Source organism: Neorhizobium galegae (assembly GCF_017877135.1).
Lineage (GTDB): Bacteria > Pseudomonadota > Alphaproteobacteria > Rhizobiales > Rhizobiaceae > Neorhizobium > Neorhizobium galegae_A.
The window spans coordinates 984,126-1,011,109 of the sequence record NZ_JAGIPH010000001.1 but is presented as its reverse complement, the minus strand read 5'-3'; the positions used below and the strand labels follow the sequence as shown (position 1 = coordinate 1,011,109).

General features: G+C 62.5%; 33 protein-coding genes. 26 read left to right on the top strand and 7 right to left on the bottom strand.

The window, feature by feature from the left end; genetic code table 11:
• The first annotated feature begins 169 nt into the window (after positions 1-169).
• The 13 genes from J2858_RS04975 to visR all read left to right on the top strand — a co-directional run bounded on the left by J2858_RS04975 (position 170) and on the right by visR (position 12,259).
• Positions 170-1,801: a globin-coupled sensor protein gene (locus J2858_RS04975; RefSeq protein ID WP_210103601.1), complete on the top strand. Its 1,632-nt coding sequence runs from the start codon at positions 170-172 to the stop codon at positions 1,799-1,801.
• 95 nt (positions 1,802-1,896) lie between these two features.
• Positions 1,897-2,196 (top strand): STAS domain-containing protein, encoded by a 300-nt coding sequence (locus tag J2858_RS04970; RefSeq protein WP_210103600.1) that lies wholly within the window; start codon positions 1,897-1,899, stop codon positions 2,194-2,196.
• Positions 2,193-2,558 carry a chemotaxis response regulator CheY1 gene (gene cheY1, locus J2858_RS04965; RefSeq protein ID WP_210103599.1) on the top strand — a complete coding sequence of 122 codons (366 nt, stop codon included), beginning with the start codon at positions 2,193-2,195 and terminating at the stop codon, positions 2,556-2,558. The genes J2858_RS04970 and cheY1 overlap by 4 nt, the downstream gene beginning before the upstream one ends.
• 20 nt (positions 2,559-2,578) lie before the next feature.
• Positions 2,579-4,873: a chemotaxis protein CheA gene (locus J2858_RS04960; protein ID WP_210103598.1), complete on the top strand. Its 2,295-nt coding sequence runs from the start codon at positions 2,579-2,581 to the stop codon at positions 4,871-4,873.
• Between the two features lie 17 nt (positions 4,874-4,890).
• Positions 4,891-5,358 (top strand): chemotaxis protein CheW, encoded by a 468-nt coding sequence (locus tag J2858_RS04955; protein ID WP_210103597.1) that lies wholly within the window; start codon positions 4,891-4,893, stop codon positions 5,356-5,358.
• Positions 5,355-6,263 carry a protein-glutamate O-methyltransferase CheR gene (cheR, locus tag J2858_RS04950; protein ID WP_210103596.1) on the top strand — a complete coding sequence of 303 codons (909 nt, stop codon included), beginning with the start codon at positions 5,355-5,357 and terminating at the stop codon, positions 6,261-6,263. Before J2858_RS04955 ends, cheR begins: the two co-directional genes overlap by 4 nt.
• Entirely contained in the window at positions 6,260-7,300 is a 1,041-nt protein-coding gene (cheB, locus tag J2858_RS04945; protein WP_210103595.1) for a protein-glutamate O-methylesterase CheB, read from the top strand. Before cheR ends, cheB begins: the two co-directional genes overlap by 4 nt.
• The gene (locus tag J2858_RS04940; RefSeq protein ID WP_210103594.1) at positions 7,301-7,690 is read left to right on the top strand and encodes a response regulator; all 390 of its coding nucleotides are present in this window, start codon (positions 7,301-7,303) and stop codon (positions 7,688-7,690) included.
• Positions 7,687-8,244, top strand: coding sequence for a chemoreceptor glutamine deamidase CheD (cheD, locus tag J2858_RS04935; protein WP_210103593.1), 558 nt, complete (start codon positions 7,687-7,689; stop codon positions 8,242-8,244). The genes J2858_RS04940 and cheD overlap by 4 nt, the downstream gene beginning before the upstream one ends.
• An 11-nt stretch (positions 8,245-8,255) precedes the next feature.
• Positions 8,256-8,645, top strand: a complete 390-nt coding sequence (gene cheT / locus J2858_RS04930; RefSeq protein WP_210103592.1) for a chemotaxis protein CheT — start codon at positions 8,256-8,258, stop codon at positions 8,643-8,645.
• A gap of 135 nt (positions 8,646-8,780) precedes the next feature.
• A complete protein-coding gene (gene fliF, locus J2858_RS04925) occupies positions 8,781-10,460 on the top strand; it encodes a flagellar basal-body MS-ring/collar protein FliF (RefSeq protein WP_210103591.1) in 1,680 nt (559 codons plus the stop codon).
• 298 nt (positions 10,461-10,758) lie between these two features.
• On the top strand, positions 10,759-11,496 hold the full coding sequence (gene visN, locus J2858_RS04920; protein ID WP_210103590.1) for a transcriptional regulator VisN: 738 nt from the start codon (positions 10,759-10,761) through the stop codon (positions 11,494-11,496).
• A gap of 10 nt (positions 11,497-11,506) precedes the next feature.
• Positions 11,507-12,259 (top strand): transcriptional regulator VisR, encoded by a 753-nt coding sequence (gene visR, locus J2858_RS04915; protein ID WP_210103589.1) that lies wholly within the window; start codon positions 11,507-11,509, stop codon positions 12,257-12,259.
• 55 nt (positions 12,260-12,314) lie between these two features.
• Here visR and J2858_RS04910 read toward each other — a convergent pair whose 3' ends face one another.
• The 6 genes from J2858_RS04910 to motA all read right to left on the bottom strand — a co-directional run bounded on the left by J2858_RS04910 (position 12,315) and on the right by motA (position 17,594).
• On the bottom strand, positions 12,315-12,752 hold the full coding sequence (locus tag J2858_RS04910; RefSeq protein ID WP_210103588.1) for a hypothetical protein: 438 nt from the start codon (positions 12,750-12,752) through the stop codon (positions 12,315-12,317).
• Entirely contained in the window at positions 12,749-13,837 is a 1,089-nt protein-coding gene (flhB, locus tag J2858_RS04905; protein ID WP_210103587.1) for a flagellar biosynthesis protein FlhB, read from the bottom strand. Before flhB ends, J2858_RS04910 begins: the two co-directional genes overlap by 4 nt.
• 127 nt (positions 13,838-13,964) lie before the next feature.
• A complete protein-coding gene (gene fliG, locus J2858_RS04900) occupies positions 13,965-15,014 on the bottom strand; it encodes a flagellar motor switch protein FliG (protein ID WP_210103586.1) in 1,050 nt (349 codons plus the stop codon).
• Positions 15,015-15,041: 27 nt separating this feature from the next.
• The gene (gene fliN, locus J2858_RS04895; protein WP_210103585.1) at positions 15,042-15,671 is read right to left on the bottom strand and encodes a flagellar motor switch protein FliN; all 630 of its coding nucleotides are present in this window, start codon (positions 15,669-15,671) and stop codon (positions 15,042-15,044) included.
• A gap of 91 nt (positions 15,672-15,762) precedes the next feature.
• Complete coding sequence (locus tag J2858_RS04890) at positions 15,763-16,710, bottom strand: FliM/FliN family flagellar motor switch protein (RefSeq protein WP_210103584.1); 948 nt, start codon at positions 16,708-16,710, stop codon at positions 15,763-15,765.
• Positions 16,711-16,715: 5 nt separating this feature from the next.
• Positions 16,716-17,594: a flagellar motor stator protein MotA gene (gene motA / locus J2858_RS04885; protein WP_210103583.1), complete on the bottom strand. Its 879-nt coding sequence runs from the start codon at positions 17,592-17,594 to the stop codon at positions 16,716-16,718.
• A gap of 227 nt (positions 17,595-17,821) precedes the next feature.
• Here motA and flgF point away from each other — a divergent pair, with 227 nt between their 5' ends.
• From flgF to fliP, 13 genes are all read left to right on the top strand, one after another.
• Positions 17,822-18,556 carry a flagellar basal-body rod protein FlgF gene (gene flgF, locus J2858_RS04880; protein WP_210103582.1) on the top strand — a complete coding sequence of 245 codons (735 nt, stop codon included), beginning with the start codon at positions 17,822-17,824 and terminating at the stop codon, positions 18,554-18,556.
• A 29-nt stretch (positions 18,557-18,585) separates the two neighbouring features.
• Positions 18,586-19,962 (top strand): flagellar protein export ATPase FliI, encoded by a 1,377-nt coding sequence (gene fliI / locus J2858_RS04875; RefSeq protein ID WP_245365543.1) that lies wholly within the window; start codon positions 18,586-18,588, stop codon positions 19,960-19,962.
• 6 nt (positions 19,963-19,968) lie between these two features.
• Positions 19,969-20,547, top strand: a complete 579-nt coding sequence (locus J2858_RS04870) for a flagellar protein (protein WP_210103580.1) — start codon at positions 19,969-19,971, stop codon at positions 20,545-20,547.
• Between the two features lie 53 nt (positions 20,548-20,600).
• A complete protein-coding gene (flgB, locus tag J2858_RS04865) occupies positions 20,601-20,993 on the top strand; it encodes a flagellar basal body rod protein FlgB (RefSeq protein ID WP_210103579.1) in 393 nt (130 codons plus the stop codon).
• A gap of 7 nt (positions 20,994-21,000) precedes the next feature.
• The gene (gene flgC, locus J2858_RS04860; protein ID WP_210103578.1) at positions 21,001-21,420 is read left to right on the top strand and encodes a flagellar basal body rod protein FlgC; all 420 of its coding nucleotides are present in this window, start codon (positions 21,001-21,003) and stop codon (positions 21,418-21,420) included.
• Positions 21,417-21,758 (top strand): flagellar hook-basal body complex protein FliE, encoded by a 342-nt coding sequence (locus J2858_RS04855; protein ID WP_210103577.1) that lies wholly within the window; start codon positions 21,417-21,419, stop codon positions 21,756-21,758. Before flgC ends, J2858_RS04855 begins: the two co-directional genes overlap by 4 nt.
• 16 nt (positions 21,759-21,774) lie before the next feature.
• Positions 21,775-22,563, top strand: coding sequence for a flagellar basal-body rod protein FlgG (gene flgG, locus J2858_RS04850; RefSeq protein ID WP_210103576.1), 789 nt, complete (start codon positions 21,775-21,777; stop codon positions 22,561-22,563).
• Between the two features lie 24 nt (positions 22,564-22,587).
• Positions 22,588-23,070 (top strand): flagellar basal body P-ring formation chaperone FlgA, encoded by a 483-nt coding sequence (gene flgA, locus J2858_RS04845; RefSeq protein ID WP_210103575.1) that lies wholly within the window; start codon positions 22,588-22,590, stop codon positions 23,068-23,070.
• Positions 23,071-23,072: 2 nt separating this feature from the next.
• Positions 23,073-24,188: a flagellar basal body P-ring protein FlgI gene (locus J2858_RS04840; RefSeq protein WP_245365622.1), complete on the top strand. Its 1,116-nt coding sequence runs from the start codon at positions 23,073-23,075 to the stop codon at positions 24,186-24,188.
• 14 nt (positions 24,189-24,202) lie between these two features.
• The gene (locus J2858_RS04835) at positions 24,203-24,757 is read left to right on the top strand and encodes a MotE family protein (protein WP_210104144.1); all 555 of its coding nucleotides are present in this window, start codon (positions 24,203-24,205) and stop codon (positions 24,755-24,757) included.
• Positions 24,754-25,464 (top strand): flagellar basal body L-ring protein FlgH, encoded by a 711-nt coding sequence (gene flgH / locus J2858_RS04830; protein ID WP_210103574.1) that lies wholly within the window; start codon positions 24,754-24,756, stop codon positions 25,462-25,464. The genes J2858_RS04835 and flgH overlap by 4 nt, the downstream gene beginning before the upstream one ends.
• A 69-nt stretch (positions 25,465-25,533) precedes the next feature.
• Positions 25,534-26,052, top strand: a complete 519-nt coding sequence (locus J2858_RS04825; protein ID WP_210103573.1) for a flagellar basal body-associated FliL family protein — start codon at positions 25,534-25,536, stop codon at positions 26,050-26,052.
• Entirely contained in the window at positions 26,049-26,786 is a 738-nt protein-coding gene (gene fliP, locus J2858_RS04820) for a flagellar type III secretion system pore protein FliP (RefSeq protein WP_210103572.1), read from the top strand. The genes J2858_RS04825 and fliP overlap by 4 nt, the downstream gene beginning before the upstream one ends.
• Before the next feature lie 11 nt (positions 26,787-26,797).
• Here the strand turns inward: fliP and J2858_RS04815 are convergent, their stop codons facing one another.
• Entirely contained in the window at positions 26,798-26,980 is a 183-nt protein-coding gene (locus tag J2858_RS04815) for a hypothetical protein (RefSeq protein ID WP_210103571.1), read from the bottom strand.
• Positions 26,981-26,984 lie beyond the last annotated feature (4 nt).

Below are 26,984 nucleotides of genomic sequence, written 5' to 3'. Positions count from 1 at the left end.
TTTCGGCGGCGTCCGGCCGCGCGGGGGCATGGCCGGCGGCTGTCACAGCCGCAGCGCTGCCCGGCAAGGCCGGCAATGGCATGAGCGGCGACGCGGGCAAACCCCGTGGCCGCAATCGAGGGGTTCAACGCCGGTCCTTGACGGGATCGGTTTCACTTGGGGACGGGCATTGGCTCACGAATCGCCATCGGATCAAGCACGGAAGGCACAGGCCGGCAGCCTGCGCGAGCGGCTTTCGTTCGCCGGCCTTGATGCCGAGGCCTGCGACCTGCTGCGCCGGTTCCGCCCGACGCTCGAAACCTGCCTGAAGACGGGATTGCGCGATTTCTTCCTGCGCCTGCAATCCTCGCCCGAGGCCATGCGCCATTTCGACGACGACCAGCAGCTTCAGCGCCTCAACGATCTGCAATCCTCGCACTGGAGCGTGCTGACGGATGCCCGCTTCGATGCGCTGTATGCGGAGCGGGTGAAGGTGCTTTCCGATGCCGAAGGCCGCATGGGGCTCGATCCCCGCTGGCATGTCGCCGGTCATGCGGTCATGCTGGAGCATCTCGTGGGCTGTCTGATTGGCGAGCTTTCGGCCAAAGCGCTGTTGCCGGCAGGCCGCAAGCGCGAACGCGACGTTGCCGATGCGATCAAGGCGGTCATTCGCCTCGTCATGGTCGATGTGGAGATTGCCGTATCGCTGCGGATCAACGACCTGCGCCAGAAACACCAGCGGGCGCTGAAGGCGCAGCGCGAAAAAGATCAGGCGGACGCCAACAACCTGTTCGGGCCCTTTGCGGCCCACCTTGCCAACCGTGACCTGACGGTGCGCGTGGCAAAGGAGCGACCCGAGGTCTATGGCGAACTGTCGGCGCTGCTCGACCAGGCCGTAGAGGCGATGGCCGATTGCTTTGCCCGTCTTGCCGACAAGGTTCAGGCGGCCGAGACGCTGGCCGCATCGGTTGCCGAAGCCGGGCGCGAGGCGGCATCGGCGGCGCGGCAGGCCTGCGAGGATCTGGGTTCAGCCGCGCGCGACGTGGCGGGCCTTGCCGAACAGGTACGGCTCAGTGCGGACGAGACGGCAGCGGCCGAAAAGGCGGTAGCGGAAACGCGGCGCTCGGCAGAAGAAAGCGGCGCGGTGGTCGGCCGGGCGATTTCTGCCATGTCCGACATCGAGCAGTCGGCCGAAAAGATCGGCCAGATCATCGGCGTCATCGACGAGATCGCCTTCCAGACCAATCTTCTGGCGCTGAATGCCGGCATCGAAGCGGCGCGTGCCGGCGATTCCGGGCGCGGATTTGCCGTCGTTGCCCAGGAAGTCCGAGCCCTTGCCCAGCGCTCGGCGGAAGCGGCCCGGGAAATCAAGCAGCTGGTGACAGGCACGAAATCGCAGGTCGATGCCGGCGTGAAGATGGTTCATCGCACGCAGGAAGCCATCGGCGGCATCGTTCACCAGGTGACCGACATCAACGCCGCCATGGCCGGCATCGCGCGGGCAACCGGCGAACAGGCCGACGGCCTGCAGCGCGTGGCCGGCGAGATCCGTGCGATCGATGGCCGGATGGCAGCCAGCGCAGAGCTTGCAGCGCGCACCGGCGAGGGTGCCGATACGCTGCAGACCGTCATCCTGGAGCTTGGCCGCACGGTGCGGGAATTCCGCATTGCGCGCGAAAGCGGGACCGGCCAGCGCGTCTGGTCCGAACGGCCGCAGGATGCCGATGGTGACATCAACGGCCGGCAGGCCGGCATGGACGACGACATGATGCCGTCCGCCGCCCTGTTTCTGCCGGCCCAGATCGCCGGCTTTGGCCGGTAATGACCGATTGGTCCGGCCCTCTTCGGCCGGACCCTCAAAGACCAGCGATGGCATTACGCCACGCGAGTGTGACGACGAACGATGAGGACGAAGGAATGGCAGGCAAGAAGGCAGTGAAGGGCAGTCTGAAACTGGTGTCGGTGCTGGATCTCAACGAGGCGTCGGTTCTGCACGGTCAGCTGACCAACATGCGTGGCAGCGATGTTGCCATCGACGCGTCCGGCGTCGAGCGGCTCGGTGTCCAGTGCGTACAGGTTCTCGTGGCTGCCGCACGCGTCTGGGAGGAGGACAAGAAGGCGTTCGTCTTCGAACAAGTCTCCGATGCGTTCCGCAAGACCATGCAGCTCATCGGCATCAATATAGAAAATCTGCTCGCGAAGGAGATCAGGCAGTGAAGAAGAAAGTACTTACAGTGGATGATTCAAGGACGATCCGGAACATGCTTCTGGTGACCTTGAACAATGCCGGCTTCGAAACGATCCAGGCCGAAGACGGCGTGGAAGGCCTCGAGGTTCTCGAGGACTGCAATCCGGACGTCATCGTGACCGATATCAACATGCCGCGTCTCGACGGCTTCGGCTTCATCGAGGGCGTGCGCCGCAACGAACGTTACCGCGCCGTTCCGATCCTCGTGCTGACCACGGAAAGCGACGCGGAAAAGAAGAACCGCGCCCGCCAGGCCGGGGCGACCGGCTGGATCGTCAAACCTTTCGATCCGGTCAAGCTGATTGATGCGATTGAGCGTGTAACCGCCTGAACCAACCGGGAATTCCTGCGATGGATATGAACGAAATCAAAGAGATCTTCTTCCAGGAGTGCGAAGAGCAGCTCGCAGAACTGGAATCTGGTCTTCTCAAGCTGAATGATGGCGACCGTGACCCGGAAACGGTGAATGCCGTTTTCCGTGCGGTCCACTCGATCAAGGGGGGCGCAGGCGCATTCGGACTTGATGACCTGGTTTCGTTCGCCCACGTCTTCGAGACAACCCTCGACTGCGTGCGCTCCAACAAGCTGGAGCCCAACCAGGACGTCCTCAAGGTGATGCTGAAGTCGGCGGACGTGCTCGCCGACCTCGTGACGGCATCGCGCGATGGCGGCGGTGTCGACGAGGGCAGAAGCCGCGGGCTGGTCAAGGAACTGGAGGCGCTTGCCCGGGGTGAAATGCCCTCCGGTGGCGCCTCTGCCGAACCGGCAAAGCCTGCCGCGGCCAAACCTGCCGCGGCCAAGGCCGCCCCGGCACCCGCTGTCGCCCCGACCGACGATAGCGGCTTCCAGCCGATCCCGTTCACCTTCGACGGATTTGGCGGCGAAGAAGAAGCGGTGATGGCGCCGACGACATTCGAGGTGCAGTTCAAGCCCCGCCGCGAACTCTATGCCAAGGGCAACGAAGCGGCCCTTCTGCTGCGCGACCTGTCGCGCGTCGGCGAAATGAGCATCAACTGCGATACATCCGCCCTGCCGGCCTTCGACAAGCTCGACCCGGAAGAGGCCTATTTCAGCTGGACGATTGCGGTCAAGACGAACAAGAACGAGCAGGATATCCGCTCGGTCTTCGAATTTGCCGAATGGGATTGCGACCTCGACGTCAAGGTGGCCCAGACTGTCGCCGAAGACCTGCCGATGGTGCCGGTGCCCTTCGACCTGTCCGCCCTGGATGACGATGCCGGCGCGGACGACGGCAATGACGGCGCAGAAGACCAGACGGTGGCCAATGCCGTCAGCGCTGCCGAAACCGCAAGCAATGTCACCAAGCTTGCCGCTGCGGCGGCCCGCGTCGAAAAGAAGGAAAGCCAGTCTGCAGCCGCCGCCGCTGCCGCCGCCAACGCGGCCAATGCCGCAAACAGCGCCGGCCAGACCATCCGCGTCGATCTCGATCGCGTCGACCGCCTGATCAACCTCGTCGGCGAGCTGGTCATCAACCAGGCCATGCTGTCGCAGAGCGTCATCGAAAACGACACGACCGGCACATCCGCCATCAACATGGGCCTCGAAGAGCTGCAGCAGCTCACCCGAGAGATCCAGGATTCGGTCATGGCCATCCGCGCCCAGCCGGTGAAGCCCGTCTTCCAGCGCATGTCGCGTATCGTGCGCGAAGTGGCGGACATGGTCGGCAAGTCGATCCGCCTCGTCACGGAAGGTGAAAACACCGAAGTGGACAAGACGGTCATCGACAAGCTCGCCGAGCCGCTGACCCACATGATCCGCAACGCCGTCGACCACGGCATCGAAAGCCCCGAAAAGCGCGAGGCCTCCGGCAAGAATCCGGAAGGCACGGTCAAGCTGACGGCAAAGCATCGTTCGGGACGCATCGTCATCGAGCTCCAGGACGACGGCGCCGGCATCAACCGCGAACGCGTGCGCCAGAAGGCGATTGACAACGACCTGATCGCCGCCGATTCCAACCTGACGGACGAGGAAATCGACAACCTCATCTTCATGCCGGGCTTCTCGACCGCCGACAAGATCTCCGACATTTCCGGCCGTGGTGTCGGCATGGACGTGGTCAAGCGCTCGATCCAGGCCCTTGGCGGACGCATCTCGATCAGCTCGCGGCCCGGCCAGGGCTCGACCTTCACCATGAGCCTGCCGCTGACGCTCGCCGTCCTCGACGGCATGGTGGTGACGGTTGCCGGCCAGACGCTCGTCGTGCCGCTCACCGCCATCGTCGAGACGCTGCAGCCGGAAGCCTCGGCCATCCATTCCTTCGGCGCCAACCAGCGGCTGATCTCGATCCGCAACTCCTTCTGCCCGCTCGTCGATGTCGGCCGGATCCTGAATTTCCGCGGCACGCAGGCCAATCCGGTGGAGGGCGTGGCGCTTCTGGTGGAATCGGAAGGCGGTGGCCAGCGTGCGCTGATGGTGGACGCCATCCAGGGCCAGCGCCAGGTCGTCATCAAGTCGCTCGAGGCCAATTACACCCATGTTCCGGGCATTGCCGCCGCCACCATTCTGGGTGACGGGCGCGTGGCGCTCATCCTCGACGTCGATGCAGTGGTCGCCGCCTCGCGTGGCCAGTCACTGCGCCAGGACAGCGGCATGAAGTCCGACATGTCGCTTCAGGCAACGGGCTAACAGGCGGGTTGTAGGTCATGTCGTACGCGGGAAAAAATCTTGTTCAGGGAAGCCGGGAGCTGATCGCCTTCCGCATCGGTGACCAGGAGTTTTGCGTGAACATCATGTCGGTGCGGGAAATTCGCGGCTGGACAAAGGCCACGGCGCTTCCCCACTCGCCCTCCTACGTGATGGGCGTCATCAATCTGCGCGGCGCCGTGCTGCCGATCATTGATCTTTCCGCACGCCTCGGCATGCGCAAGGCCGAACCGACCCAGCGCCACGTCTTCATCGTGGCGCAGGTCAAGAAACGGGTCGTCGGGCTCCTGGTGGAAGCCGTGTCCGACATCCTCACCGTGACCGACGAGAACATCCAGCCCGTGCCGGAAGTCTCATCCGAGCTCGAGAAACAGTATGCAAGAGGCATCCTGGCCATCGACAAGCGGATGATCTGCCTGATCGAACTGGATGCCCTCATCCCCGACACCGAAAGCGAAGCCGCATGAAGTCCCTTGGTCTTCTCGATAGCAAGCAGTCGCCGGACGAGGTCCTGGCCAGCGGGGAATATCCACTGACCCGGCGGGATCTCACCGAAATCGCCGCCATGATCTATAGCGATGCGGGCATTTATCTGAACGACACGAAGGCCTCGCTGGTCTATTCGCGGCTGTCGAAGCATATTCGCAATCTGGGCCTTCGCGGCTTTCGGGAATATTGCGCGCTGGTCTCTTCGCCGGAAGGGGCGGGACCCCGCCGCGAGATGCTGTCGCACCTCACCACCAACTTCACCCGCTTCTTTCGCGAGAACCACCATTTCGACCATCTGCGCGACGAGGTGCTGCCGGGACTGATCACGCGCGCCAAGAATGGCGGGCGCGTGCGCATCTGGTCGGCGGCCTCGTCCGATGGCCAGGAACCCTATTCGATCGCGCTCACCGTCATGTCGCTGCTGCCGAACGCCGTTGATTACGATTTCCGGATCCTCGCCACCGACATCGATCCGAAGATCCTGGCGCTTGCGAGGGCCGGCGCCTATGACGAAAATTCTCTGGAAACCGTCTCGCCGGCCATGCGCAAGCAGTATTTCCGCGAAGTGCAGATCGACGGGCGGCGCAAGTTCCAGATCGACGACAAGGTGAAGAAGCTGATCACCTACAACGAGCTGAACCTGATGGCGCAATGGCCCTTCAAGGGCAATTTCGACGTGATCTTCTGCCGCAACGTCGTCATCTATTTCGACGAGCCGACGCAGACGAAGATCTGGGGACGTTTTGCCGGGCTGCTGCCGGTCGGAGGCCATCTCTATATCGGCCATTCCGAGCGGGTGACCGGGGATGCCAAGAACCTCTTCGACAATATCGGGATAACCACCTACCGCTATACAGGCAAGAACGCCGGGAGGAGCACATGACCATGCCGGCGCGAGTCCTTGTCGTCGATGATTCACCGACCATGCGTGGTCTCATCACGGCTGTCCTGAATTCGGATCCGGAGGTCAATGTCATTGGCCAGGCGGGCGATGCCCACGAGGCGCGGGCGGCGATCAAGCAGCTCAACCCCGACGTGGTGACGCTCGACATCGAGATGCCCAACATGAACGGGCTGGAGTTTCTGGAAAAGATCATGCGGCTGCGGCCGATGCCGGTGATCATGGTCTCGACCATGACCCACCATGGGGCGAACGCCACGCTTGCGGCCCTGGAAATCGGCGCCTTCGATTGCGTCAGCAAGCCGGTGCCGGGCGATTCGCGCCCGTTCAGCGATCTGGCGGAAAAGGTGAAGGCGGCGGCCCGCTCCAAACGGGGCCGCAGCGTTGCCGCCTCGCAGCCCATGCTTGCACCCACGGCGGATTACCGTGTGGGCCGCAAGATTGTCGCCATCGGATCGTCCACGGGCGGTGTCGAGGCGCTGATTGCGGTGTTGCAGAAATTCCCCAAGAACTGCCCGCCGACGGTCATTACGCAGCACATGCCGCCGACGTTTACGAAAAGTTTTGCTGAAAGGCTTAATCGTATCTGTGCTCCCGTGGTGCATGAGGCAACCGATGGCGCAAGGCTCGAGATCGGCAAGATTTATCTCGCGCCCGGCGGGGAGCGTCACCTGCAAGTCTCCAATGCTTCCGCGCCCTGCTGCCGGCTCGTCGAGCGCGATCCGGTCAATGGTCACCGCCCCTCGGTGGATGTCCTGTTCGACTCGGTGGCGGATCTTGCCGGCCGCAACGCCGTCGGCGTCATCCTGACCGGCATGGGGCGGGACGGTGCATCGGGTCTGCTCAAGATGCGTGGTGCGGGCGCGCGCACGATTGGGCAGAACGAGAAAACATGTGTCGTCTACGGCATGCCACGGGTTGCGCATGAAATAGGAGCGGTCGAACAGCAGATGCCTCTGGGTTCGATCGGTGAAGAAATCTTGAAATTAACCGCTGCCCGAAAAGAAGGTACCGAATAAATGTCTCTCGCTGAAAAAATCAAAGTTCTGATCGTGGATGATCAGGTGACGAGCCGGTTGCTGCTCAGCGACGCCCTGACACAACTCGGCTTCAAGCAGATCACGGCTGCAGGCGATGGCGAGCAGGGCATGAAGATCATGGCCGAGCAGCCGCATCACCTGGTGATCTCGGATTTCAACATGCCCAAGATGGACGGGTTGGGTCTGCTCCAGGCGGTGCGGACGAACCCGACCACCAAGAAGGCGGCCTTTATCATCCTCACGGCGCAGGGCGACCGCGCGCTGGTGCAGAAGGCCGCACAGCTCGGTGCCAACAACGTGCTGGCAAAGCCCTTTACGATCGAAAAGATGAAAGCTGCCATCGAGGCGGTGTTCGGAGCACTTAAATGAATCCAATGGCCGCAGCCAAACGGATGAACATCATCCAGGGCGAATACAAGGTAACGGACGAACCCAATGCGGTCATCACGACGATCCTGGGCTCCTGCGTGGCTGCGTGCCTCAGGGATCCGGTGACAGGCGTGGGGGGAATGAACCACTTCCTCCTGCCCGGCAATGGCCCCGGCGGCATGTCGGGCGGGGACATGTCCCGCTATGGCGTGCACCTGATGGAGCTTTTGATCAACGGCATCCTCAAACGCGGCGGGCGGCGCGAGCGACTGGAAGCAAAGATCTTCGGCGGTGCCAAGACCATTGCGAGCTTCTCCAACGTGGGAGAGCAGAATGCAGCCTTCGCGCTGCAGTTCCTGCGCGACGAAGGCATCAATGTCGTCGGCTCTTCCACCGGCGGGGAGTTCGGCCGCAAGCTGGAATACTGGCCCGCCAGCGGTCGTGCCCGGGCCTATCCGCTGACCGGCGCTGAAACGCAGAAGACGGTGGCACTGGAGCAGCAGCGTCCTGCCAAGCCGGCAAAACCTGTCGAAAGTTCGATCGAGTTCTTTTAACCGAGGAAGCAATGACCGATATCCATTCGCAGCCATCTGCTTCCATGGACGAGAAACTGCCGGAGGTCCTCATGCGGATCGTCTCGGAACTCTACGACGTGGCCTATCTCATCGAGCGCGTCGAGCCGCAGCTTCTCGAAGTCGGGGGCGCTGCCATCCTGCATGCGCCCGACAGCATGAAGGTGCTGCAGGGCATCGATCTTGCCGTGCAGAAAACCCGCGGGCTCGCAGAATTCATCGATACGATCACCGGCACCATTCCGGACGAATGGGAGGTGGATGTCTCGACCGCGCTCAGCCTCGTCAAGCTTGCCGACATGCACAAGGCGCTGACCAAGGGCATGCGCCACGGCCACTCGCAGCCGCTCTCCAAGGCTGCGGGAGATTTCGACTTCTTCTGACGACGCTTGCGGTTTTCCACCGCCACCGTCACCGTCTCGCACACCGCATCCGGCGAAACGCTCGCACAAGCTTCGCGCGTTAGCTTGCGGTTGGGCAAAGGGCTCTTTTTTCCTTTTTGACGGTGCGGGAACAGAATGAATCTGTTAGCTCAATTCACACAAATCCTTAAAAATCTCGGCTCGCTCGGGCAGACCAAGCTGTTGACCATGGCCGGTGTCGGCCTGGTGTCGATGGCAATCGTCATTGCGGCGGCGTTCTACGTCAACAAGCCGTCCTATGAGGCCCTGTATGTCGGACTGGAAACGGCCGACCTCAACCAGGTCAGCATGGCGCTCGCCGAGGCCGGGATCGATTTCAAGGCCGGCTCCGACGGCAAGAGCATCCAGGTGGCGGCCGGCATGACCAGCAAGGCGCGACTGATGCTGGCCGAGCGCGGCCTGCCCAACAGCACCAATGCCGGCTACGAGCTGTTTGACAATGTCGGATCGCTCGGCCTCACCTCCTTCATGCAGGAAGTGACCCGCGTGCGGGCGCTCGAAGGCGAAATCGGCCGGTCCATCCAGCAGATCAGCGGCATTGCGGCCGCGCGCGTCCACATCGTCATGCCGGATGTCGGCAGTTTCCGCCGTGTCGGGCAGAAGCCGACGGCCTCCGTGATGATCCGCGCCTCCAGCGACACCGGCCGCAAGGCTGCCGCCTCCATCCGTCACCTCGTCGCCGCCGCCGTCCCCGCACTTGAAGTCGATGATGTGACCATTCTCGATTCCACGGGCCAGCTTCTCGCCTCGGGCGATGAATACGGCAACAATGCGCTCACCCGCTCCATGAATGTCGTGCAGAGCGTGCAGCAGGAAATCGAAAGCAATATCGACAAGGCGCTTGCCCCCTTCCTCGGCATGGACAACTTCCGCTCCAGCGCGACGGCCTCCCTCAATACCGACAGCCAGCAGATCCAGGAAACGGTGTTTGATCCGGAATCGCGCGTCGAGCGTTCGGTCAAGGTGACCAAGGAAGCCCAGAAGTCGCAGCAGCGCCAGTCCGACAGTGCCGCAACCGTCGAGCAGAACGTTCCCCAGGCCGCGCCGCAGAGCGGCGGCAATTCGGGACCGGAATCCTCCGACCAGAGCGACAAGAAGGAAGAGCAGACCAATTACGAGATCAATTCGAAGACGACCGCCACCACCCGCAACAGCTATGTCGTGGAAAAGCTCTCGATCGCCGTCGTCGTCAACAAGGGTCGCATTGCCAAGATGGTGGGCGAGCCGGCCGACCAGCAGAAGATCGATGCCTATCTGGCCGAGATGCAGAAGATCGTCACAACGGCGGCGGGCGTCAATGTCGATCGCGGCGACGTGGTGACCGTCACGGCCATGGACTTCCTCGAAACGCAGCTGCTCGACGAGGCGGTGGCCGGCCCCGGCATTTCCGAAATGCTGATGCGCAATCTCGGCGGCATCATCAATTCGCTCGCCTTTGTCGCCGTCGCCTTCCTGGTGGTCTGGCTCGGCGTGCGCCCCGTGGTTCGCAGCGTCACCGGCACGGTGGTCGCCGGCGAAGCGGCAACCGAGGCGGCGGGCCTTGAACTGCCCGACTTCTCACCTGGCGGCGGAAGTCCCTCCCTCATGGATGGCTTCGGCTCCGACTTCGGCTTCGACAACGCGGACGACGTGTTCGGCGGCGGCGAGGATCCGAACGGCGGCTTCAACCGCCGCGTCAAGGAAGGCCCGGAAAAGCGCCTTGCCCGCATGGTGGAAATCAGCGAGGAACGCGCCGCCAAGATCCTGCGCAAATGGGCCGTCGACCGCGCGGCTTGACCCACAAAAGTCATCACGTTGTCGTGATAGTAAGGGCCGGCTTAGCCGGCCTTTTGCTTATCGCCCTCTGATACCGTAGGTTGGTCCACAGCTTTGAACGACTTGTGGCCAAAAGCTTTGCGGGAAATCGGAACGAGGGTGTGGCATTTCCGTGTCGGCTTCCTAAAATGGCCATGATTCGCTGAGGCGCATGACGAGGCAAGGGAACCGGATTGATTTGCCGATGACCATGAGTTGCGTGATCCGGGGGTAATGACAGGCGTTTGAGGTGTTTTCCCTGAAAGGGAGATGAAACGAAATGGAGTTGCGCAACGCAGAACAGACGCTGGAAGGTCGGCATTTCATCGAGCCGGCTCACCCAAAGGCGTTGTTGCGTGAGCAAGTTCTTCGCCGCCTGTCTCTGGCCGGAGCCTCCGGCAATATCCAGTCGGCCATGCGCATCCTGTCCGATTATGTCGGTGCGTCCCATTACCTGCTTGCCCGTTACGACCTGATCCAGGACCAGGGGCTGGATTTCATCGTTGCCTCCAACTGGCCTTTCGATCTGGTGCGCCGGCTGGGCGCCGATCTCGCCAAGGGCTATTCCCGCTCCACGGAAATCGAAAAATGCCTGGCGCTTCTGACGCCGCAGTTTGCGCTTCTGCCCGATGACCTCAGCCTGCCGGAGGAGGTGAGCCGCCAATACTGTTCGCTGACCTTCTGCACGGGCCGCACGCGGTTTTCAATCATGCTTCTCTTTAACGAAGGCATCATCCTGTCGCAGGATCGCCTGCGCGAAGTGGGGCTTCTGGCCGGCTATGCCATGAGCCTTGGGGAAACCCGCGACGTGCGGGTGGAGCGCGATTTCGAACTGACCGACCGCGAGCTGGAATGCCTGTTCTGGATCGCGGAAGGCAAGACCAGCGACGAGATCGCCGTCATTCTCGGCATCTCGCGCAACACGATCAACAACTACATCACCAGCGTCATGCGCAAGACGGCAACCAAGACGCGGTCGGAGGCCATCGCCTATGCCGTGCGCAACAATCTTGTATAGGAAAGGCTGAATGGGGTACTCGCGGACAACGGGGGGAGAGCCGGAAGCGGGAATGCAATACCTTCGTGTTCAGCGAGCCAGCAGCCGTTCGGATATTTATCCAAAACTCGTCGCCATGCAGAAGAGCATGCGCGCTGCAAGCTTTGCCGTGTTTCGCGTCAGCGGCGCGGGCCTGCCCAACAAGCGCAAGCTGATCTGCGAGCTCGACAACTGGGGCGCGTCCGCCACCGAAAACACTGCAGCCCTGATTGGCGCCTATGGCGACATCCTCATTCACCACATCGACGTTTCGCTTCTGCCGATGATCTGGCCGGGACCCGATGGAGAGCCCGGAGACGCCGATTCCGTTGTCGATCCGGCGCCGCTGATCCGACGGCTGGACGAAGGCGGCATGCCCTATGCCGGCATCGCCTTTCCGGTGCGCCTCGGGGCCGTCGGCAACGGCTATGTGCTGTTTTGCGGCACAGCCATCGATGTGTCGAGTGATGCCGTCATCGACCAGCATGTGCGCAGCTGCCAGATCATGATGGATCTCCTGGCGCTGGACGAACGCAAGGCGGTGCCCTCCGAAACGCTCAGCGAACGCGAGATTTCCTGTCTTCAGCTGGCCGGCGATGGCCAGATCAGCGAAGAAATTGCCGAAAAGCTCGGCCTCTCCGTCCACACCGTGAACGCCTATCTCGGATCGGCGACGATCAAGCTCGATTCGGTCAATCGTATCCAGGCGATCGCAAAGGCGATTCGCCTAGGCTATATTCACTGATCGGAGAAAGGCCGGCCCCTTCGCCGTCGACCGGCCCTGCCTTCAGAATCTCCCGTCAGCCGGCCATGTCCATGGGCGTGGTGGCAAAACGCGCTTCGTGAAGGCTGCGGGACAGGAAGGCGGTGTTTTCCTGCGGGTCCGGCGAGGGCTCCTGGAAGGTAATGTGGTCGATCTCGATGCCGGCCATCTGGTCGCTCAGCATCAGGCGTGCATAGACCGAGACGCCGCGCGGCTTGATTTCCAGATCGAGCACGATCTGCGGCGGGCCGTCCCATTCCAGCCGGTATTCGCCGCCGGAGCCGAAATTGACGGTGCCGGGGTGAAAATAAAGCTCGGCCGCCGACGAGACGAGGTCGGCAATGCTGCCATAGCGCTCAAGGCGCAGCAGCGAGATGAGGTCGCCGGCGTCCAGAAGCCGCAATTCGGTCGCCACCGGGTTGATCGCCTGGGCAAGGATCTTTTCTCTGTCCAACGAATAGTCGCATTTTTTCATCGTGTCTGGTGCATCCGTTTCTGGGGCGACCGGGTAGCGTAGACCCGGTGGATCAGTTCTGCCACGGCCTTGTAGAAGGCGGCAGGGATGACACTATCGACCGAGACTTGCGCAAACATGGAGCGCGCCAGGGGCGGATCTTCGAAAACGGGGATCCCGCTCTCCTCGGCAATTTCACGAATCTTGAGCGCGACGAGATCGGTGCCCTTGGCAACGACGATCGGCGCGTCGCTTTCCTCGCGCACATAGCGAAGCGCCACGGCGTAATGGGTCGGGTTTGCGATGACGAGCGTGGCGCGCGGCACGTTGCTCATCATCCGGTTGCGGGCGCGGCTGCGCATCAGCGAGCGCTGGCGAGCCTTGACGATCGGATCGCCCTGGGCCTGCTTGTTTTCGTCCTTCACCTCCTGCTTGGTCATCTTCAGCTGGGTGAACCAATGGTGCCTGGTCCAGAAGAAGTCGATCACGGCAAGCGTGGCGGTGGCCAGGAGAATGATCACCATCATCTTCTTGGCCGAGCCATAGAGCGTGGTCGGAATGAGCGTCGGGTCGGAGAACATGGCGTCCAGCGAATGCAGGAAGTCGCTGCGCATGGCCAAGAACATGCAGATGCCGACCACGGCCACCTTGAAGAGCGATTTGCCGAATTCGACGAGGCCCGGCACGCTGAAGATCCGCGCGAACCCCTTGGCAAGCGAGACGCGCGAGGCCTGCGGGCGCACGCGCTCCAGAACGAAGGAGGGCATGTTCTGCATGAGCGAGGAGGAGAGGCCGAAGAGGCAGAACATCAGCATGGCGGGCGACAGGAAGGCGGCGGCGGCCCAGCCGAGATGCACAGAAAGGGAGACGACGTCGGTGGCGTTTTCCAGCCGCCACTGGTCGGGCTTGTCGATGAGGTCCTTCAGCGTCTCGCCAAGCGCTGCGGTGTTGCCGGGAAGGTAAAACAGAAGGTAGCAGTAAAACGCCAAAGACGACGCAAAAAGCGTCGCCTCTTTCGAATGGGCCACATTGCCCTTTTCTGCCGCATCCCGCAGTTTTTTGCCGGTAGGGGCTTCTGTTTTGCTGTCTTTATCTTCGTCCGACAAGGCTTCATCCTTGCTTTGGACGGCCGCTGCCGTCGTCGGTTCCAGAGGTCGGGACCGTCATGGTCCCGGTCGGGCGGCATTGTTGCCGCCCATGTTGGCCGCGCTTGACGGCCGTTCATGCGGGCGATCAGGCCGCCTGGGTTGCCTGTTCCCCTTCGGGCTTCGGCTCCTTCAGCTGGATCTGGCCTGCATTGGCAAGGCGGATCGCCTCCTGGGCAACCGCGCGCCGTGCGATTGCCACTTCGCGCGGGTTGATTGCGACATTGGTGGCCCCGAGATCCGATTCGATCATGCGGCGCTGGCGCGGGCTGATTGCCGACAGGACGCTTTCCTTGATATCGCCGGGGGCACCGCGAAGCGCCATGGTGAGGATATCGGCGGCGATATCGTTGAGCAAGAGCACGCGGCTGCGCTGCGGCATGGCCATGAGGTCTTCGAACAGGAAGATTTTTGGACGGACCTTGTTGACCGATTCCTTGCTGATCGTTTCCAGCGAGCTGAGCAGCGTGTCGACCTGGGGCTTTTCCAGCTCGTTCATCAGCTCGGCCACCTTGTTGGAGCCGTTGGAGTTGCGCTCGGCCTCGATCATCTGGATGAGTTCCATCACGCGGTTCTCGATGATCTGGGCAGCCTTGGGGCTGACGTCCTTCATGTTGACGGTGCGGTTCATGATGTCGGCGCGGCGGCTGTCGGGCAGCTGGATGAGCAGCTTGGCACCGAAGGACGAGGGCAGCATGGACAGGATATAGGCGATGGTCTGGGGATGTTCGCGCTGCAGGAACTTGCCGACGAATTCCGGATCGGCATCCTGCAGGCGGTCCCAGATGGAGGTTTCGAACGCCTGGAAGGCGGTGCGGCGGCCAAGCAGCCCATCCACTTCCTCCGGCGTCAGCCCCTCTTCGAGAATGCTTTCGATGGCGCGTGCATTGTCCATGAGACCCGCCCCTTCGGTAAACAGGTCCTCGAACTCGTTGACGAGCTGCAAGAGCTCGTCCGGCGGGATCTCACGCAGGGTCTGGGCCGAGGCGATGATCGTCTGCAGCTCGCTCTGGGTAAAATATTTCAACAGCTTTCCGGCCACCCCCTTGCCCATCGCAAGAAGGACGGCAGCGGCTTTCTCAGCTTGGGATAACGGTTTCGTGGAGACTGCGCCTCCGAAATCGTCAAAGTCCATCATGGTCTTCCCTCACTGTCCCGTTAAGGATCAGGCTTTCTTTGTGCTCAGGACTTCCGTCAGCTTCACGCCGAAGCGCGTATCGTCATTTTCCAGGACGGTGATCTCACCCTTGGCGATCCGCCGTCCATTCACCGTAATCTCGACCGGCTCGCCGATCCTCTTGTCGAGCGCTATGATGGCGCCCTCTTCAAGACCCATAAGCCCCGAAACTTGCATGCGGCTTGTGCCGAGCACGATTTCGACCGTGATCGGGATATCCATGATCAGGTCGAGATTGGCGTGGAGGCCGCTGCCGGGTTCGCTTGCGGGCGGGGCCGCGGCGAAATCATTGCCGCCAAAGCTTGCACCGCCCAGATCCGCGCCGCCGAAGCCTGAAAGATCCGGCCCGCCAAGATCGGCGCCGCCGAAATCCGACCCGCCGAAATCCGATCCGCCCAGATCCGGCCCGCCGAAGTCGGAGCCACCGAAGTCAGACGGTGCGGCGGACGTGTCGGCCCCGAATTCAGCGCCGAATTCGGCACCGAAATCGCCGGCCGGTGCATCGCCGTCCGCCTTCAGGACGCCGCGCAGGTCATCGATGGCCTGATCCAGTTCGGCTTCATTGCCGACTGAAGGGAAAATATCGTCATCCGATGCGGGGGTTTTCTTCGTAGCCATGAAAACACTATTCCTGTTGAAACTTGCGTGAAGCTGCCCATCCCTTGCACTGCGGCCTGTTTTTCGCGCTGCAGCATGAGCCTTGCTCCGATTATCCTATGAGGTGGCGCAGCAGCTCCTGCTCGGTGCTGATGTTCTCCTTGACGCGCACCGTGTAGCGTTCGCCGGACCGGCCGAATTCGCAATTGTACATGTCCTTGCCGTTGGCGCTCACTTGCGCCTGCACGTCGGTCTTGTCCTCAAAGGCAATGACGTCGCCGGGGACCAGCCTGGAGATGGCGTTCAGCGTCAGGCTCTGCAGCCGGATGCGGGCCTCGAGCGTCACGGGCGAACGGCGCACCTGTTCGGCAATCTTGTCATGCCATTCCTTGCGGTTGCGCGAGGCCTGGCCTTTTGGCTTCGGCACTTCCACCTTCGTCTTCAGGAGCGCGCGCTGGGGGATGACCAGGGCGATCTCCGAGGTGACCTTGCCAAGATCGACGGCCAAACGGATGGCGGCGCCATATTCCACCGGGGCGTCCGGATCGGCCGGGGGGCGGTCTGCGGCATTGTGCGGGCGCTCCAGCAGCGCTTCGAACCCGCCCTGCGTATTGACGCCCGAGCGCAGCACATTGGCCGTGCGCTCGAACACCATCGTGCCGAGATCCATCTCGATATCCGAGAGAGGGCGTTCCGGCGGCTGCTCGACCATCGAGGGATCGGCGCCCAGCATGCGCTCCATCAGCCCGATGATGAAGCTGTTGCCGCAGGCGAGCACGAAATTCGGGCACCAGTTGCGTAAGGAACCGTTGCTGAGGCAGACGGTTTCGCCAAGCTCGGCAATCAGGTCCGGCATCAGCCCCGACTGGAAGCCGACATAGGAGACCTCGATGGAAATGCCCGTCTCGCTGTGGAAGACGTCGGGCAGGAAGACCGAATAGAGCTGGCCGAAGTCGCCGCAGATCTTTTCGATGGTCTGACGGTCGCCAAGGCCATTGGTCAGCTTGGCGAGCAGCGCGTGATCGAGGCGGGGCGCGGATTTTTGCACGTCATTGCTCATGGGTGTCACGCCGCCTTGCTTTCGCCGCCGCCGCCAGGGTTCATCATCTCCTGCTCAACGGCGTCGATCGAAGGACGCTCATAGCCGGAGATCGTCTTGCGGCCGTATTCCAGCGCCACCTGCGGAACCGAGCCGTTCATGTAGGCAATCAGCGTCTGCTTGACGACGATGTAGAGGCGGTGCTGCTTGTTGCGCACGATCTTGATCTGCGAGCAGAGCGGGCTCACCAGGCAGTAGGACAAGAAGATGCCGAGCATGGTGCCGACGAGGGCGGCGCCGATGAGGCCGCCGAGCACTTCCGGCGATTCGTTGATCTTGCTCATGGCCTTGATGACGCCGAGAACGGCGGCGACGATACCGATCGCCGGAAAGGCATCGCCCATGGTCACCATGGCGTCATAGGCCTTCATCTTGTCGTGCAGGATGGTGTCGAGTTCCTCGTCCATCAGCGCCTCGATCTCGTGGCTGCGCGCATTGCCGATGATGATCAGGCGCACGTAGTCGCAGATGAAGGCAGTCAGTTCCTTGTTCTTCAGCACGGTCGGCGCCGACTGGAAGATGGTGGATTCGTCCGGGTTGTCGATATGCGCCTCGATCTCGTTGCGTGACTTGGTGCGCAGGTCGCGCATCAGCGAATAGAGCACGCCGAGCACGTCGAGATAGTTGCGTTCCTTGGGCACGGCGTATTTGAACGCCTCGCCCATGGCCTTGCCGGCGTCCTTCACCGTCTTCATCGGGTTGGCCATGATGAAGCCGCCAAGCCCCGCACCCCCGATGATCATCAGCTCGAACGGCTGGATAAGCGCGTCGACGTGACCGCCCATCGCCATGAAGCCGCCGAGGATGCAGCCAAGTGTGATCACAAATCCGATTATGATGGTCATCGCGTGCCTGTACCGTGGTTGTATCAGGTTTTGGATAAGGGGCGTGGCTTGCGTGAGGCTGTGGAAACCGCCCGCTTGGGGCTAAGCCCAGCGAAACAGCCTCGCGCAAGTCTGTCTTCCTAGTGTCGGACGCATCAGGGGGGTAACGCCCCCTCCACCCGTGCGGAGGGGTGCCCATCATGGGCCTTGCCCCCGTTCCCTGCAGTTGAGACACGGAGGCAGATGATATGCAGTCCGGATTATATGTCGGTATTTCGTCGCAGATCGCGCTGGAGCGCCGGCTGAACACCATTGCCGACAACATGGCCAACATGAATACGGTCGGCTTTCGCGCGACCGAAGTCAAGTTCGACGAGGTGCTGAGCAAGACCCGCAACGAGCTGAACGCCAAGGTGGCTTTCGTCAGCCAGGGCAACGATTACCTCTCGACGCGCAGCGGTGCACTGGAACAGACCGGAAATCCGCTGGATTTCGCCATAAAGGGCGATGCCTGGTTCGCCATCAGCACGCCGGGCGGCCAGGTGCTGACCCGTGACGGACGGTTTACCATGAAAGAAACCGGCGAGCTTGTGTCCAGCAGGGGCTATCCGGTGCTCGATGCCGGCGGCGCGCCGATCCAGCTCAACCGGGCCGGCGGCCCGCCCAGCGTCGGTGCCGATGGCCGCATCAGCCAGGATGGCAATCCGGTCGCGACGCTCGGCGTGTTCAGCTCTGATATTTCCAAGGGCTACCTGCGCTACGAGAATGCCGGCGTCATTCCGGTGGATCCGCCGCAACCGGTGGTCGACGCCTTCAATGTCGGCGTGAGCCAAGGCTATCTCGAACAGTCCAACGTCAATGCGATCGGCCAGATGACCGAGCTGATCCAGGTCAACCGTGCCTTCGAGGGTATCTCGGCGCTGATGCGCGACACCGAACAGCAGTTCGGCGAAGCGATCAAGACGCTGGGCGGCACGCGCTGACGGGCAGGGAATAGGACATGGATACGAGAATGGCCGAACCCCCGGGCGCAAAACTGCAGAATATGGCCGAACTTGTGCGCCGCTTTGCCGATCCGTCGGTGGCGGTGGCGCCGGGAGGCCGCGTGCGCACCATTGCAGCCGGTCACTATACGGTCGCCGGCCTGTCGCGCCATGTCCGGCTCGGCGAATTCGTCGCCCATCGCAGCGCAACCGGCATTCATCTCGGTGAGGTCGTGCGCGTCGAACCCGATATCATCTATGTCTGCCCGATCGAGCCGGGCGAGCCGATCGGCATCGGCGATGTCGTCATCCGCAAGGGGGCCTTTCGCGTTGCCCCGGACCAAAGCTGGTGCGGCCGCACGATCAGTGCGCTCGGCGAACCCATCGACGGCAAGGGGCCGTTGCAGAACGGCCCGGTGAAGCGCTCGATTTCCAACACCGCCCCGCCCTCGATGACAAGAAAGCGCGTCGAAACCGGATTTCGCACCGGTGTTCGCGCCATCGACATCTTTTCGCCGCTCTGCCTTGGCCAGCGCCTCGGCATCTTTGCCGGCTCCGGCGTCGGCAAGTCGACGCTTCTGTCGATGATGGCGCGTGCCGAAGCTTTTGACCGCGTCGTGATCGCGCTCGTCGGCGAACGCGGCCGTGAAGTGCGCGAATTCATCGAGGATACTCTCGGCGACAACATGGCGAAATCCATCGCCATTGTCGCGACCAGCGACGAGAGCCCGATGCTGCGCAAGATGGCGCCGCTCGTCGGCATCACCATTGCCGAGCATTTTCGCGACCAGGGCGAGAATGTCCTGTTCATCGCCGACAGCGTAACTCGCTTTGCCCATGCCATCCGCGAGGTAGCGGTTGCCTCCGGCGAGCCGCCGATCGCGCGCGGCTATCCGGCCTCCGTCTTTACCGAGCTGCCGCGGCTTCTGGAACGCTCCGGCCCGGGTGCGGAGGGGCAGGGCACGATCACCGCGATCATCTCCATCCTCGTCGATGGCGACAACCACAACGACCCGATCGCCGATTCGGCCCGCGGCATTCTCGACGGCCATATCGTTCTGGAACGCAGCCTGGCGGAGGAGGGGCGCTATCCGCCGATCAATCCGCTGTCGTCGATCTCGCGTCTTGCCCGCAAGGCCTGGACCGGCGACCAGGAAAAGCTGGTGTCGCGGCTGAAGGCACTGATCCACCGGTTCGAGGAGACGCGCGACCTGCGCCTGATCGGCGGCTACCGCACCGGCAGCGATCCGGATCTCGACATGGCGATCAAGCAGGTGCCGATCATCTACGACGTGCTCAAACAGTCACCCGGCGACGGACCGGTGACCGACGCCTATGCGGATCTGGCAACGGCGCTTCGCGCCGGCGCGGCTCCGGCTCCAGGCCCTGGAAGACAAAGAGGATGAGCGCCCATGCGCAGTGATGTGAGTGACGACGCGGGCGTGCCCCGCAAGCAGCTGCCGGGGCAGCGCCTGTCGGGTGACCGGATGCTCGCCGGTGCCGGCATCCTGCTGGCCGTCGCCTCGGCCGCCTTTCCCTGGTACGTCTTCTTCAACGAGGACAAGTTCGGCATACGGGTGACGCCGATGGCGCTGACGCGCGACCTGCCGGAAGGCCCGCCGCGGCCGGTCTTCAGCGTCTCGCCGCTGGCGCTCATCGACAATGACGACAAGACGACGCCGGCCGAAATCCGGCCGGACGCCATCGATGCGCTGACCACGGCAACCGTTGCCACCCCCGGGCGCGGCCCCCAGGCCGACGGTGCGCCCCCGCAGGACCAGCCCTTTCCCGGCGGAAACGGCTTTCGCCTGATGCATGTCGCCAACGGGCGGGCGCTGATCCAGGACAACAAGGGCATGTACATGGTGCGGGTGGGATCGATCCTTCCCGATAACAGCCGGCTTGCCACGATCGAGATGCGCAACGGCAAATGGGTGATCGTCACCTCGAACGGCGAGGTCTACAAGGACGGCGCAACGCCCGGTCCGTAAGTCTGACGCAAGATTAAGCGCCTAGGGTCTCCTTACAAAATGGAGACACGCCCATGCAACCCATTCAACTGTTCGATCTGGCTTCGCGTCAAGCGGAATGGCTGTCCATTCGCCAGGAGGTTGTTGCCGGCAACATCGCCAATGCCAACACACCGCAATACAAGGCCAAGGACGTCACGCCCTTTTCGGCCGTCCTCAACTCCACGGGCATGAGCATGGCCCGCACGCAGCCGGGCCACCTGTCCGGCACCGACGTCAACAGCCGGATCAACGTGGATGTGGAAGAGGAAAAGCTCAACAACGAAATCGGTATCCAGGAATCCGGCAATACGGTCGCGCTTGCCGGAGAACTGACCAAGACGGGCGAGATCAAGCGTCAGTACGAGCTGAGCACCAACCTCGTCAAATCCTTCCATCGCATGATGCTGATGACAGTCAAGAGGTAGACCCATCATGGACCCGCTTTCCGCCGCTTCGAAAATTGCCGGCTCCGGCCTCGAAGCGCAGGCCACGCGCCTGCGCATCGTATCCGAAAACATCGCCAATGCCCGCTCCACCGGCGATACGCCGGGCGCCGATCCCTATCGCCGCAAGACGATCACCTTCGGGAACGAGCTGGACAAGGCGTCCGGCGCGCAGGTGGTCAACGTCAAGAAGCTTGGCACCGACCAGTCGGATTTCGTCGAGGAATACGATCCGGGCAATCCGGCCGCCGACGACAAGGGCATGGTCAAGATGCCGAACGTCAACATGCTGATCGAGATGGCCGACCTTCGCGAGGCCAACCGCACCTATGACGCCAATCTCCAGACCATCAAGCAGACGCGCGAACTTATGGCCGCGACGATCGACCTCCTGAAGGCTTCGCAATGATCGACCAACTCCAGAACGTAAGTTCCCTTTCGCTGACCCGTGGTCTTGGCGCCAGCGCCACCGAAACCTCCGGCTCCTCCACATCGATCGCCGGTTCGGCGGCCCAGGCGGAAAATTCCGCCATGAGCTTTGCAAACGTGCTCGGCAACATGGCAAGCGAGGCGGCGGGTAACCTCAAGACGGCCGAAGCCATGTCTTTCGAAGGCATCAAGGGCACGGCCAATACCCGCGAGGTGGTGGATGCCGTGATGCAGGCGGAGCAGTCGCTCCAGACGGCGATCGCCTTCCGCGACAAGATCGTCAACGCCTATCTCGAAATCACAAAGATGCAGATGTAACGGTTAGGACGAAGACATGAGAGCGCTTTCTGTCGCTGCAACGGGCATGGATGCCCAGCAGACCAATCTTGAAGTCATTGCGAACAATATCGCCAACATCAACACCACCGGCTACAAGCGCGCCCGCGCCGAGTTTGCCGACCTGCTCTACCAGACGGAACGCGCCGCAGGCGTGCCGAACCGGGCAAACCAGGCCATCGTGCCGGAAGGCGCCAATATCGGCCTTGGCGTGCAGACGTCCGCCGTGCGCAACATCCACACGCAGGGCCAGCTGACCCAGACCTCCAACGATCTCGATCTGGCCGTCGTCGGCCGTGGCTGGTTCCAGATCCAGTCGCCGGACGGCACCACGCTCTACAGCCGCGCCGGCGCCTTCAACACCAATGCCAATGGAGAGCTGGTGACGATCGACGGCTATGCCGTGGTTCCCAACATCACCTTTCCGGCCAATGTCACCGAAACCGTGATCAGCCGCACTGGCCAGGTCAGCGTGCGCATCGGCAATGCCTCGACCTTTACCCAGGTCGGCCAGCTGACCATCGCCAACTTCGCCAACGAAGCCGGCCTGAAGCCGCTGGGCGACAACCTGTTCCAGGAGACGGCCGCATCGGGCACCGCCACGGTGGCAGCCCCCGAAGACCCCGGTTTCGGCTATCTGAAACAGGGCTATCTGGAAGCCTCCAACGTCGATGCCGTCAAGGAAATCACCGACCTCATCTCGGCCCAGCGCGCCTATGAGATGAATTCGAAGGTGATCACCACCGCCGACGAAATGGCCTCCATCGTTTCCAAGAACCTGAAGTAACCGGACTGAAAGAGGGTGGCAGACATGATGTTCCGCCGGACACGCAGCATGAAGCATCTCGCACAGGTGGCATTTCTCAGCCTTTGCGCAGGCACGGCCGCAACCGCTGCCCATGCCGATATGGGCGTCGCCATCGTGCCCACCCAGATCATCTATCCCGGACAGGAAATCTCTGCGTCCGCGCTGAAGGAGGTCGAGGTGACCAACCCGAATATCGCCGGCGGCTATGCCTCTTCAATCGACGAGGTCGCCGGCATGATCAGCACGCGCACTCTTCTGCCCGGGCGCACCATCCAGGTGGGCTCGCTTCGCGCGCCCTTTGCGGTCAAGCGCGGCGCCTCCGTCCGGCTGACCTTTGCCGTCGGCAACATGATGATTTCCGCCTCCGGCACGCCGCTTGAAAACGCAGCCGTCGGCGACGTGATCCACGTGCGCAATCTCGATTCCGGCGTCACCGTGTCAGGCACCGTGATGGGTGACGGCTCCGTACAGGTCATGGCAAAATGATGATGAAGCGTCTTCTCCTCGCCGCCGGCCTCTCCATCCTCTCCATGCTGTCCTTTGCCGATCCGGCGCTGTCGGATGCGGCACGCATCAAGGACATCGCCTCGCTGCAGGCGGGGCGCGACAACCAGCTGATCGGCTACGGCCTGATCGTCGGCCTTCAGGGCACGGGCGACGGCCTGCGGTCCTCGCCGTTTACCGAGCAGTCGATGCGCGCCATGCTGCAGAACCTCGGCATTTCCACGCAAGGCGGCCAGTCGAGTGCCAAGAATACGGCCGCCGTGATGGTGACGGCCAACCTGCCGCCTTTCGCAAGCCCCGGCAGCCGGCTCGACGTGACCGTCAGCTCGCTCGGCGATGCCACGTCGCTTCGCGGCGGCACGCTGATCATGACCTCGCTCACCGGTGCGGACGGACAGATCTATGCCGTAGCGCAGGGCTCCGTCATCGTGTCGGGCTTTTCCGCGCAAGGCCAGGCCGCCTCCGTCACCGAAGGCATCACGACGGCCGGCCGCGTGCCGAACGGCGCCATCATCGAGCGCGAACTGCCGTCGAAGTTCAAGGATGCGGTCAATCTCGTTCTGCAGCTGCGCAACCCGGATTTTTCCACGGCCGTGCGCATTGCCGATATCGTCAACAATTACGCCGCCCAGCGCTATGGCGCGCCGATTGCCGAGCCGCGCGATTCCCAGGAAGTCATCGTGCAGAAGCCGAAGACGGCCGATCTCACGCGCCTGATGGCCGAGATCGAAAACCTCGTCGTGGATACCGATACGCCGGCCAAGGTCGTCGTCAACGAGCGCACCGGCACCATCGTGATTGGTGCCGACGTGAAGGTGTCGCGGGTTGCCGTCAGCTATGGAACGCTCACCGTCCAGGTCAACGAGACGCCGCAGATCATCCAGCCGGAAGCCTTTTCCAAGGGCGTGACGGCCGTGCAGCCGCAGACGGATATCAGTGTGTCGAAGAGCGGCAGCAATGTCGCCATCCTCAACGGTCCGGACCTGCGCAGTCTGGTTGCCGGACTGAACAGCATCGGCGTCAAGCCGGACGGCATCATCGCCATCCTGCAGGGCATCAAGTCGGCCGGCGCGCTGCAGGCGGAGCTGGTGATCCAATGATCAAGGGCAAGCAGATGACGCTATCCGTGTTTCCCCTCCACGTCCGGCCCCTCGGGCTCGTACCCAAGCTTCTGGCGGCCTGCGCCCTGTTGCTTTTGGTTCCGCCGGTGAATGCGCAGCAGGCGGCAGCGCCGCAAAATGGCGCACAGTTTCCGACGACCACCGGCCAGGACATCGAAAAGTTCTGCACCAATATCGCCGACAGCGCCCGCGACCAGCGCTATCTCCTGCAGAAGCAGGAGCTGGACAAGCTGAAATCGGGTGTCGACGAACGCATCGTCGTCCTGGAAACCCGCAAGGCGGAATACGAGGATTGGCTGAAGCGCCGCAACGATTTCCTCGCCAGCGCCCAGGCCGGTCTGGTCGACATCTACAAGACGATGAAGGCCGATGCCGCCGCGCCGCGGCTCGAGGCGATGGAGCCGGGCGTTGCCGCCGCCATCATCATGAAACTGCCGGCGCGCCAGTCGGGCCTGATCCTCAGCGAAATGGATCCGAAGAAGGCCGGCCTGATTTCCTCCATCCTGTCCAGCGCGTCAGACCCCAATACTTCGAAGGACCGTTCATGACCAAGCGCGCACCCGCCCTGCTGGCCGTTCTCCTGCTTGCCGGCTGCCAGAGCCAGACCGTCAAGGAAATCGGCAATGCGCCGTCCATGAGCCCGATCGGCAGTGGCCTTAACTATGCCCAGACGCCGCAGATGTCGCTCTATCCCAAGCAGCCGCACCAGCGGGCAAGCGGCTATTCGCTGTGGAGCGACAGCCAGGCGGCGCTCTTCAAGGATGCGCGCGCGCTCAATGTCGGCGACATCATGACGGTCGACATCCAGATCAACGACAAGGCCGATTTCGACAACGAAACCGACCGCAGCCGCACCAATGGAACGAGCCTCAAATGGGGCGTTGCCGCCAATATTCTGGGCTTCACGCCCTCCACCGATGGCGACATGAGCAGCGATTCCGATTCGTCCAGCAAGGGCAAGGGCTCGACCAAGCGCTCCGAAAAGCTGAACCTGCTGGTGGCCGCGGTCGTCACCGGCGTTCTCGAAAACGGCAACCTGCTGATTTCCGGCTCGCAGGAAGTGCGCGTCAACCACGAGATCCGCATCCTCAACGTCGCCGGCATCGTGCGGCCGCAGGATGTCAACGCCAAGAACACCATCTCCTATGACAAGATCGCCGAGGCCCGCATTTCCTACGGTGGCCGTGGCCGCCTGATGGAAATGCAGCAGCCGCCGGTCGGCCAGCAGGTCGTCGATCTGTTCTCGCCCTTCTGAGCCGTTTCGAGGAACTGGTGGCCCCGTCAAGGCACATCGCCTGCGGGGGCACGCAAAAGGACAAAGACCATGGAAGAGGCAGTCGAAGGCGCCCCGGAGAAAAAGAAGGGCTCGATGGTAATGACCATCGCCGGCGTCGCCATCGTGACGCTGGTCGGTGCCGGCGGTGGCTGGGTGCTGGGCGGCCTCATTGCGCCGAAAGCGCCGGTGGCCGAAAAGCCCGCGGCGGCCGCAGCTGCCGCCCCGGCGGCCGGCGGCCATGGCGAGAAGAAGGACGCGGGACTGCCGCATATCGCGACACCGGCGGCCGGCGTCGTACAGCTCGAGCCGATCACCACCAACCTTGCCTATCCTTCCGACAGCTGGATCCGGCTGGAGGTGGCGCTTGCCTTCAACGGCCCGCCCGAACTGGCCATGGCGGAAGACATTCACCAGGATATTCTGGCCTTCATGCGCACCGTTTCGCTGCAGCAGATCGAGGGGCCGCGCGGCTTTCAATATCTTAAGGACGACATTCAGGAACGTGTTGACCTGCGTTCGCAAGGCAAAGTATCCAGAGTGATGTTTAGGACCTTCGTGATCGAATGATTCGACTGATCTCGCTGCTGATCGCCTTCCTGGCGATACCGGGCCTTGCGCTGGCCCAGCAATCGCCGACCGACCTCCTGAACCTGCCGATCGACGGGTCTGCGGCTGCGTGGATCATCCGCACCTTCGGCCTCCTGACGGTGCTCTCCATCGCGCCGGGCATTCTCGTGATGGTGACGAGCTTTCCGCGCTTCATCATCGCCTTTTCGATCCTGCGCACCGGCATGGGGCTTGCCACGGCTCCCTCCAACCTCGTCCTGATCTCGATGTCGCTGTTCATGACCTTCTACGTCATGTCGCCGACCTTCGATCGGGCCTGGAGCGAGGGCGTGCAGCCGCTTCTGCAGAACCAGATCAACGAGGCGGAAGCGGTCCAGCGGATTGCCGAGCCCTTCCGCACCTTCATGAGCGCCAATACGCGCGACAAGGATCTGTCGCTCTTCGTCGATATCGCCCGCGAGCGCGGCCAGTCGGTCGGCACGGCGGATCTCATCGATTATCGCGTGCTGGTGCCGGCCTTCATGCTGTCGGAAATCCGCCGCGGCTTCGAGATCGGTTTCCTGATCGTGCTGCCCTTCCTCGTCATCGACATGGTCGTTGCCGCCATCACCATGGCCATGGGCATGATGATGCTGCCGCCCACCTCCATCTCGCTGCCCTTCAAGATCCTGTTCTTCGTGCTGATCGACGGCTGGAACCTCCTGGTCGGAAGCCTGGTGCGCTCGTTCAACTGAGCGCGCGGCCTTCAGCGGGTGAGCCGGGCAAGCGCCTGTCGCTGGACGTCCATCATGTTCTGCAGCAAACGGGTGGTTTCGACATGGATGTCGATCAGCGTCTGCTGCCCGGCCGCGATCTCGTCCAGATCCGCGATGGCCTTTCGCAGGGCAGGCTCCATCTCGCGGGCGTGAGCGTCTTCCTGTTGTGTCATATCC

Coding starts and splice junctions, on each gene's coding strand:
- J2858_RS04970 (WP_210103600.1), top strand. CDS start 1,897: ATGGCAGGCAAGAAGGCAGTGAAGGGCAGTCTGAAACTGGTGTCGGTG.
- J2858_RS04960 (WP_210103598.1), top strand. CDS start 2,579: ATGGATATGAACGAAATCAAAGAGATCTTCTTCCAGGAGTGCGAAGAG.
- J2858_RS04955 (WP_210103597.1), top strand. CDS start 4,891: ATGTCGTACGCGGGAAAAAATCTTGTTCAGGGAAGCCGGGAGCTGATC.
- cheR (WP_210103596.1), top strand. CDS start 5,355: ATGAAGTCCCTTGGTCTTCTCGATAGCAAGCAGTCGCCGGACGAGGTC.
- cheB (WP_210103595.1), top strand. CDS start 6,260: ATGACCATGCCGGCGCGAGTCCTTGTCGTCGATGATTCACCGACCATG.
- J2858_RS04940 (WP_210103594.1), top strand. CDS start 7,301: ATGTCTCTCGCTGAAAAAATCAAAGTTCTGATCGTGGATGATCAGGTG.
- cheD (WP_210103593.1), top strand. CDS start 7,687: ATGAATCCAATGGCCGCAGCCAAACGGATGAACATCATCCAGGGCGAA.
- cheT (WP_210103592.1), top strand. CDS start 8,256: ATGACCGATATCCATTCGCAGCCATCTGCTTCCATGGACGAGAAACTG.
- fliF (WP_210103591.1), top strand. CDS start 8,781: ATGAATCTGTTAGCTCAATTCACACAAATCCTTAAAAATCTCGGCTCG.
- visN (WP_210103590.1), top strand. CDS start 10,759: ATGGAGTTGCGCAACGCAGAACAGACGCTGGAAGGTCGGCATTTCATC.
- visR (WP_210103589.1), top strand. CDS start 11,507: ATGGGGTACTCGCGGACAACGGGGGGAGAGCCGGAAGCGGGAATGCAA.
- J2858_RS04910 (WP_210103588.1), bottom strand. CDS start 12,752: ATGAAAAAATGCGACTATTCGTTGGACAGAGAAAAGATCCTTGCCCAG.
- fliG (WP_210103586.1), bottom strand. CDS start 15,014: ATGATGGACTTTGACGATTTCGGAGGCGCAGTCTCCACGAAACCGTTA.
- fliN (WP_210103585.1), bottom strand. CDS start 15,671: ATGGCTACGAAGAAAACCCCCGCATCGGATGACGATATTTTCCCTTCA.
- J2858_RS04890 (WP_210103584.1), bottom strand. CDS start 16,710: ATGAGCAATGACGTGCAAAAATCCGCGCCCCGCCTCGATCACGCGCTG.
- motA (WP_210103583.1), bottom strand. CDS start 17,594: ATGACCATCATAATCGGATTTGTGATCACACTTGGCTGCATCCTCGGC.
- flgF (WP_210103582.1), top strand. CDS start 17,822: ATGCAGTCCGGATTATATGTCGGTATTTCGTCGCAGATCGCGCTGGAG.
- fliI (WP_245365543.1), top strand. CDS start 18,586: ATGGCCGAACCCCCGGGCGCAAAACTGCAGAATATGGCCGAACTTGTG.
- J2858_RS04870 (WP_210103580.1), top strand. CDS start 19,969: ATGCGCAGTGATGTGAGTGACGACGCGGGCGTGCCCCGCAAGCAGCTG.
- flgB (WP_210103579.1), top strand. CDS start 20,601: ATGCAACCCATTCAACTGTTCGATCTGGCTTCGCGTCAAGCGGAATGG.
- flgC (WP_210103578.1), top strand. CDS start 21,001: ATGGACCCGCTTTCCGCCGCTTCGAAAATTGCCGGCTCCGGCCTCGAA.
- J2858_RS04855 (WP_210103577.1), top strand. CDS start 21,417: ATGATCGACCAACTCCAGAACGTAAGTTCCCTTTCGCTGACCCGTGGT.
- flgG (WP_210103576.1), top strand. CDS start 21,775: ATGAGAGCGCTTTCTGTCGCTGCAACGGGCATGGATGCCCAGCAGACC.
- flgA (WP_210103575.1), top strand. CDS start 22,588: ATGATGTTCCGCCGGACACGCAGCATGAAGCATCTCGCACAGGTGGCA.
- J2858_RS04840 (WP_245365622.1), top strand. CDS start 23,073: ATGAAGCGTCTTCTCCTCGCCGCCGGCCTCTCCATCCTCTCCATGCTG.
- J2858_RS04835 (WP_210104144.1), top strand. CDS start 24,203: ATGACGCTATCCGTGTTTCCCCTCCACGTCCGGCCCCTCGGGCTCGTA.
- flgH (WP_210103574.1), top strand. CDS start 24,754: ATGACCAAGCGCGCACCCGCCCTGCTGGCCGTTCTCCTGCTTGCCGGC.
- J2858_RS04825 (WP_210103573.1), top strand. CDS start 25,534: ATGGAAGAGGCAGTCGAAGGCGCCCCGGAGAAAAAGAAGGGCTCGATG.
- fliP (WP_210103572.1), top strand. CDS start 26,049: ATGATTCGACTGATCTCGCTGCTGATCGCCTTCCTGGCGATACCGGGC.
- J2858_RS04815 (WP_210103571.1), bottom strand. CDS start 26,980: ATGACACAACAGGAAGACGCTCACGCCCGCGAGATGGAGCCTGCCCTG.